Source organism: Metabacillus lacus (assembly GCF_009674805.1).
GTDB lineage: Bacteria > Bacillota > Bacilli > Bacillales > Bacillaceae > Metabacillus_C > Metabacillus_C lacus.
The window spans coordinates 72,129-78,688 of the sequence record NZ_WKKI01000012.1; the positions used below are offsets into that span (position 1 = coordinate 72,129).

Here is a 6,560-nt window from a genome sequence, read left to right on the forward strand (position 1 = left end):
GCCTTGGGTGGCAAAAGTCATCTTTTTCATTTATCACTTATCAGATCCCGTTTACTATACCCGAAGAATCCTGCTAGTGTTAGTAAGAAAGTGAACAGTATGAGGAAAACTGTGGTTCCCCACTTCCATTCTTCTAAAGGGATATGTGGAATATAGCTGAACACGTTGAAACCCTCTACATATGCTGGGAAATTCAACAATTGTCCAAAGTAGCTGATAAAAAAAGCAAAAGCAACATATACCCAAATCAACACGGACAGGCGGGGCAGCCAGCCGATCAGCAAAGATAATAAACCAACAAAGAAGAGAACTGCAGGCAGCCATACGATTCCGGCGACAGTCATATCCCATAAACTGAAAGGTGTAATCATCACACTTCGCTGCGCAAGATACAAACCTAATATTGCAGAGAATTGTCCACCCGCTCCAAGAATGCCGGCAAGCATCACATGCTGCCAATACAATGTTTTCCGGGATAATTTAGTCGCATAAAGCTGATCGAGACGCCCCTTTTTTTCCTCAGCAACAAGCTTCATGAAGCTTCCCACAATAAAAATAGCGGTTAATAGCGATAGTACAACAAAGAGCACACTCATAAATTGTTCTTGTATTGTGTAACCGCCTTCGACTACAAACATTGCCTGCAACATTTCATTATCGCCGATAAACGTATCCATATCAGCAAAAATAGAACCGTACATTGCTCCGGATAGGAAGAGGGCGAAAAGCCAGCACATAATAAACGTTTTCTGCAGGGAGAACAGCAGGCCCGGCAAAGTTAACAAACTTCGCCTGGCGTAAGGGGAGTGTGTTCTTTCAGGTAAATATCCTGCCCCTATGTCACGTGCCTGCTCCAGCAGATAAGCGAGGCCCAGAAAAAGCAAACTGGCAAGAAAGCCAATCAATATCGGAGTCCAGTTGTCCTCAACATAAACATTTCCTAAATAGCTCCAGCCAAGCGGGTTCAGCCAGGAAAGAGAGGGCGCATTATAATCTGTCATCATTCTGCCGATATAAAACAGTCCCAGTGTTAGGAAACTCAACCCTCTTGCAGTGCCTGCATTGGCTGCCAGTTGTGCGAAAATCAATGAGATGATGCCCCACAGAATGCCCTGCATGCCCAATGAAGCGGAAAAAAGCAGGTTGCTATAAAAATCCATTCCGGGTATATTCTGCACTTGCAGCAGTCCTGTCGATAAAACAATGATAACAGCATGAAGGAGCAGCATTTCTATCACGATAGCAGTTGTATTGGCCAGTCTCCCTACCGGAAAAGCGCGAAGGAGTTCTGCTGTACCGTTATCTTCTTCTTTTCTAGTAGTGCTGATGACGTGCAGCATGGATAGTATCGCATATAACAATGCTGTAAAAAGCAGCATTTGATGAGCATACATCGCTCCTACAGTATATGTCTCGGCTGCTGCCGCTGTCGGGCCAATCATGGCAATCATAGCCGGATTTTTCATCATGTCAAACAATCCCATCAAGCCGGCACTGTCATCTCCGTAAATTTCATATATTCCACTTGCGAAGCCTCCTGAGAAGACACTTAACACAACTGCCCAAATCAGAAGCTTGAAGAGGTCTCTGCGCAGGATATGTGCGAGGAGCATAGAAGTTTGATTGAAGCGGTTTTTCATTCCTTTCACCTACTTCCCTGTGTAATGGCGCATAAACAGCGATTCAAGAGTTGGGGGCACACTTTCAAGCTTTGTAACATGATAGGGCATGATGGCTTGCAGGATGGTTTCTATATGATCCGCGTCAGCCTGAAAAACTGCTGAAGTTCCGGTGATCGTTAAGTCATGCACACCCTTCACATTGCTGAGCTCAATTGGTTTCTCGCGGGTCACCACTTTATACTGATAGCGGGTCAAATGCCTAAGCTCCTCCAATGTTCCGGTCTCAATAACCTCACCCTGCCTAATAATCGCAACGCGGTCACACAATCGTTCTACTTCACTCAAAATGTGGCTCGACAGGAGAATGGATTTGCCTTGATTTTTTAAATTTGCCACTTCTTCCTGAAAGACAGCTTCCATCAAAGGATCCAATCCGCTTGTTGGCTCGTCAAAAATATACAGCTCAGCATCACTGCTGAGCGCAGCAATCAGCGCCACCTTTTGGCGGTTACCTTTAGAATACGTACGTGCTTTTTTTCTGATATCAAGCTGAAATTTTTCAATCAACTCATCCCGCCTTGCATCGTTCTTTGTCCCATGCAGGCGCATAAAAATATCTATTATCTCCCCGCCTGTTAGATTGGGCCAGAGATGCACATCACCCGGCACATAGGAGAGACGCTTATGAATGTCAATGGCGTTATCCCAGACATCCTTCCCAAAAATCCTGGCTGTTCCTCCGCTTCCTTTCACCAAGCCAAGCAGAATTCTGATGGTTGTAGATTTTCCTGCACCATTAGGTCCGATAAAACCCAATACTTCACCCTTTTTCAAGTCCATTGTTACGTTTTTTAAAGCATAAAATGACTTGTATTTCTTTTGCAGCCCTTTTATCTCTGCTATCATCATCACTTTCATCTCCTATTCTATGAGAAACAAAGTTTTATACTGAAATTGACTTTATAGTTCATAATATACACCAATTTTCTATAAAAATCCAAATGTTTTTAACCGTATAATTTGATTTAGTTCATACAATAGCATATGATAAATAGGAAGGAAAAACTTACAATCTCGATAAAATGTGGTGAAGAAATGAAGAAAAGCGGTTTTGATCTTAGGCGTGAAAAAAAGATGAAGGATATTGAAGAAGCAACGCTGAAGCTGCTGAATGAAAGAGATCTTTCACATATCACAATTGATGAAATAGCTAAAGGGGCAGGCGTTAGTAAAGTAACAATATTTAATTATTATTCAACAAAAGATAATTTAATCAATACATCCATTCACGGCTCACTGGCGTCCTCACAGAAAGAACTGGAAACCCTGGTGTACAGTGATCTGTCTTTTGAACAAACCTATCATGAAATCACCAAGTATAAGATGAGCAGGATTCATCAATATACGCCGGTATTTTTTCACAATCTCATAAAGCAATTTTCAAGTGATCCAGACTTTTATAATAGTAATATGCAAAAAGAAAATGAAGAGCTGGTATTAAAGCTTTTTCAAAAAGGGCGGAATGAAGGGAAAATCAATCCTGCTTATTCAGATGAAGTACTTTTGCTGTACATGCACATTTTCACGGAAGGAATGAAAAGTGGAGATATACCCAGTGAAAATTTAAAGAATTATGGAACGCTCATTTCGCAAATGTTCCTGAATGGGCTGCGCTAAAGCTGTGATGGCGTTCAATATGTTTCAAGACGATACGGAAATGGGTAATTTGATAGAGACAAAACTAGAAAAAGGTGGCCATTCATGAGTACTTTCCAATATATGAAAAACCTGATAAAAGATAGAAATATTGCAAGCATCACACCAACTTCAAAGAGCGGAGTGAAAGAAGTGTGCGAGCGGATTGACTTTAGTAAAAGAGTTGTCATCGTAGAATATGGCCCAGCAACGGGTGTGTTTACAAAGTATCTGCTGGAGCAGATGACAAACGACTCTCTTTTAATCGCCGTGGAGCTTAACGAAAACTTCGCTGAAACTCTGCAGAAAAACATCACTGACAGCAGGCTGCATGTATATCAGGAAAGTGCGGAAAACATTGATGAAATTATGGAGAAGCACGGCGGTGAAAAAGCCGACTACGTGATCTCAGGCATTCCCTTTTCATTAATGAACTCAGAGCTGCGCCAGAGTATTGTCAGAAAAACGAAGGAAGTATTAAAGAGTGAAGGAAAATTCCTTCCTTATCAAACATTTTTTCAAAAAGACGAGCATCTGAAAAACTACCTGACTTCAAATTTTAACGACGTTCAGGAAGGGTTTATTATAAAAAATTTACCGCCTATGCGATTGTATGAGGCAGTGAAATAAATACGATGTATGCCGGGCCAGTATTCTGGGCCGGTTTTTTTATAGGTTGAATTCTCATATTTACTCCGGGAGCCTGCATAGTTGCCAAAAGTAATGAATATCTTTTAAAAGCTTTTTGTTTGACAATGTGCAAAAACATGATATATAACTCTGAATTTGGGTATATATCAAATAGAACGATGCAGCTAAGAGTAAAAGTGACATCCTGTCATTGACGTATGACGCGGTGTCATATATATTAAAACTATGATGACATCGTGTCATATTAAAGGAGACGAAACAGATGAATCAGCATAAATGGAACTTAAAAAAACTTCTTCACAAATTGCAATTACAGGATGTAAACGTTAGCATCTGCAAAAAGCCATCCATGAAACCAGAAGTAAAATAAAAATCACAACTTAGAAAGGAGAGTATTTTCTATGGATTTATCCCGAAAAAACACACCATCCTTTGTGCAAAAGGAAATTGAGCACATGGAAGAGCTGGTCTCGCCAGTTTCCAAAAAGGCTTCAAAATATGTCTTTTGGTCTTTCCTGCTAATGCCTCTTTCTTTCTTCAATTTGTTTGTCATCCTTTTTATCAATCCTTCAAGTTCCAGGTCAATTCCTTTAATGGCCGTATTTTATGCTGTTCTTGGAGCGGCAGGACTTGCACTCTATAGAGAAGCACGTTTTCACCACAAAGAGATCCTAAAAAAGGCGCATGGCTATATATTGGAACGGATTAATAACAGCCGAGTTGCATCAGAAAGCCAAAAGAAAGAATTTACATTCCTGATTCAGAAGCAGCCGATTAGGGCGTTGGACTTTTTTATCCAGTTTCTTGAGCAGGAGAATAAAAAACATAAAAGAGACAATGATATTCTCAATAGCTGACAGGAGGGAAGAAAGTGCCGAATCCTACTTTCTTCAACCTGCCCGAGGAAAAACGGCAGAGTTTATTATGTGCTGTGAAACAGGAGTTTTCCAGAGCCCCGCTATCTGAGGCCTCGATTACCAACATCATAAAGTCAGCCGGCATTCCCCGCGGCAGTTTTTACCAGTATTTCGAAGGCAAAGAAGATGCCTTTTTCTTTTTGTTAAATGAACTCTCAAAAAAGGTAAATCAGCAGTTTATGCTGCTGTTAGAAGAGAATTCCGGAGATTTATTTCAGACACTTCTCAATTTTTATGAATATATCATTGGTGAAGAAGAGCACTTTCATTTTTTGAAAAATGTATTTCTAAACATGACTTACAAAATCGAACATGCTTTTTCCCGCATGTTAGGCGATTCCGGTGCGGCCGGAAGATTTTTCCTCATCAGCAGCATGATTGATAAAAGCAGGCTGAACATCGAGGACGAACGGGAGCTTCTTCACTTGTTTAAAATTCTTAGCGCTGTTACCTTTCGCAACTTTATCGAAAAGTTTGCCAGAGATCTTCCCGCTGATATTGCCCTGCAGCGGTTTTCTATGGAAATCGACCTGCTGAAAAGAGGGTTATCTAAAAAGTGACAGCAGTGTTCTATCATGTGGGCACTGCTCAAAAACTGTATACTGCTATTTCTCCGAGGAGATAATGTAAACGTCATAGGAGGTTGGAAAGTATAAAGCAGCGGACGGGACAGGCAGAATTTTAGACAGCAGGACGAGAAGCCCCGCAGGTGCCAGACACCTATTGAAGAAGGAGGATGGGTTGCAGTGGCAAAGCAGTTTGTAGTGTTCGGGCTCGGCCGTTTTGGCGGCAGCATGGTGAAAGAGTTTTACGAGCTCGGAGCAGAAGTGATGGCGATTGATAAGAATGAAAATAAGGTATCGGAGTATTCGAAGTATGCAACTCACGCGGTGGTTGCGAATGCGATCGATGAAACAACATTAAAGCAGCTGGGCATCCGAAACTTTGATCATGCTTTTGTTTCGTTTGGTGATAACATAGAAGCCAGCATCCTCACAAGTCTTCTTTTGAAAGACCTGGGCGTAAGCAAAGTATGGGCAAAAGCACAAAGCAACTATCATCAAAAAGTGCTCGAAAAGATCGGTGTGGACCGGGTCATTCACCCTGAAAGGGATATGGCCAAGCGAATTGCCCATCACATTGCCTCGGAAAAAATGATCGACTATATTGAGCTGTCGGAAGATTACAGCATGGTCGAGCTGATTGCAACATCAAAAATACATAACCGCACACTGGCTGAGCTGGACGTGAGAGCAAGATATGGATGCACCGTAGTTGGCATTCAAAGGGGCCGCGAGATTAACGCTTCCCCAAATGCAGATGAAGTGATCAAAAAGGAAGACATTCTGTTGATTATAGGGCACAATGCTGAAATAGCCAGATTTGAGGCGCATGGTTTATAAACGCAGGAGTACCTTTCCGGCAAATTCTTCAGCAGTCCAAGTGAATTGGGCTGCTTGATTTTGGTTGTGCGCTGGTTTTTAGGGTGATGAAGATGCTCCTGCCCATCAGATAAGGCTGCTCCACGAAACCCAAAATAAGCGTAGAAATTCCCCTTATCCTGAAAAATCATCTAAAATAGCCTTCAATAGACGGAGGAATCAAACATGACCTACTGGTCACCGCCAGGAATGAAAATTGGTTTGATTCTTGTGCCACAAAAGAATTATATTTG

Annotated in this window: 7 protein-coding genes; 5 read left to right on the forward strand and 2 right to left on the reverse strand. The window is 41.6% G+C overall.

The features are described 5' to 3' along the window. Positions 1-26: 26 nt before the first annotated feature. Positions 27-1,640, reverse strand: coding sequence for an ABC transporter permease (locus GJU40_RS08750; protein WP_154307358.1), 1,614 nt, complete (start codon positions 1,638-1,640; stop codon positions 27-29). Positions 1,641-1,649: 9 nt separating this feature from the next. Next, positions 1,650-2,531 (reverse strand): ABC transporter ATP-binding protein, encoded by an 882-nt coding sequence (locus tag GJU40_RS08755; RefSeq protein ID WP_154307359.1) that lies wholly within the window; start codon positions 2,529-2,531, stop codon positions 1,650-1,652. Between the two features lie 186 nt (positions 2,532-2,717). On the opposite strand from GJU40_RS08755, the gene GJU40_RS08760 reads away from it, so the two are divergent. The 5 genes from GJU40_RS08760 to GJU40_RS08780 all read left to right on the forward strand — a co-directional run bounded on the left by GJU40_RS08760 (position 2,718) and on the right by GJU40_RS08780 (position 6,288). Further along, complete coding sequence (locus GJU40_RS08760; RefSeq protein ID WP_170289363.1) at positions 2,718-3,299, forward strand: TetR/AcrR family transcriptional regulator; 582 nt, start codon at positions 2,718-2,720, stop codon at positions 3,297-3,299. 84 nt (positions 3,300-3,383) lie between these two features. Beyond that, positions 3,384-3,947, forward strand: a complete 564-nt coding sequence (locus GJU40_RS08765; protein WP_154307361.1) for a class I SAM-dependent methyltransferase — start codon at positions 3,384-3,386, stop codon at positions 3,945-3,947. A gap of 422 nt (positions 3,948-4,369) precedes the next feature. Continuing rightward, on the forward strand, positions 4,370-4,825 hold the full coding sequence (locus GJU40_RS08770) for a DUF5392 family protein (protein WP_154307362.1): 456 nt from the start codon (positions 4,370-4,372) through the stop codon (positions 4,823-4,825). Positions 4,826-4,839: 14 nt separating this feature from the next. Then, positions 4,840-5,445, forward strand: coding sequence for a TetR/AcrR family transcriptional regulator (locus tag GJU40_RS08775; protein WP_343031479.1), 606 nt, complete (start codon positions 4,840-4,842; stop codon positions 5,443-5,445). A gap of 186 nt (positions 5,446-5,631) precedes the next feature. Further along, positions 5,632-6,288, forward strand: coding sequence for a potassium channel family protein (locus GJU40_RS08780; protein WP_343031480.1), 657 nt, complete (start codon positions 5,632-5,634; stop codon positions 6,286-6,288). The last annotated feature ends 272 nt before the right edge of the window (positions 6,289-6,560 follow it).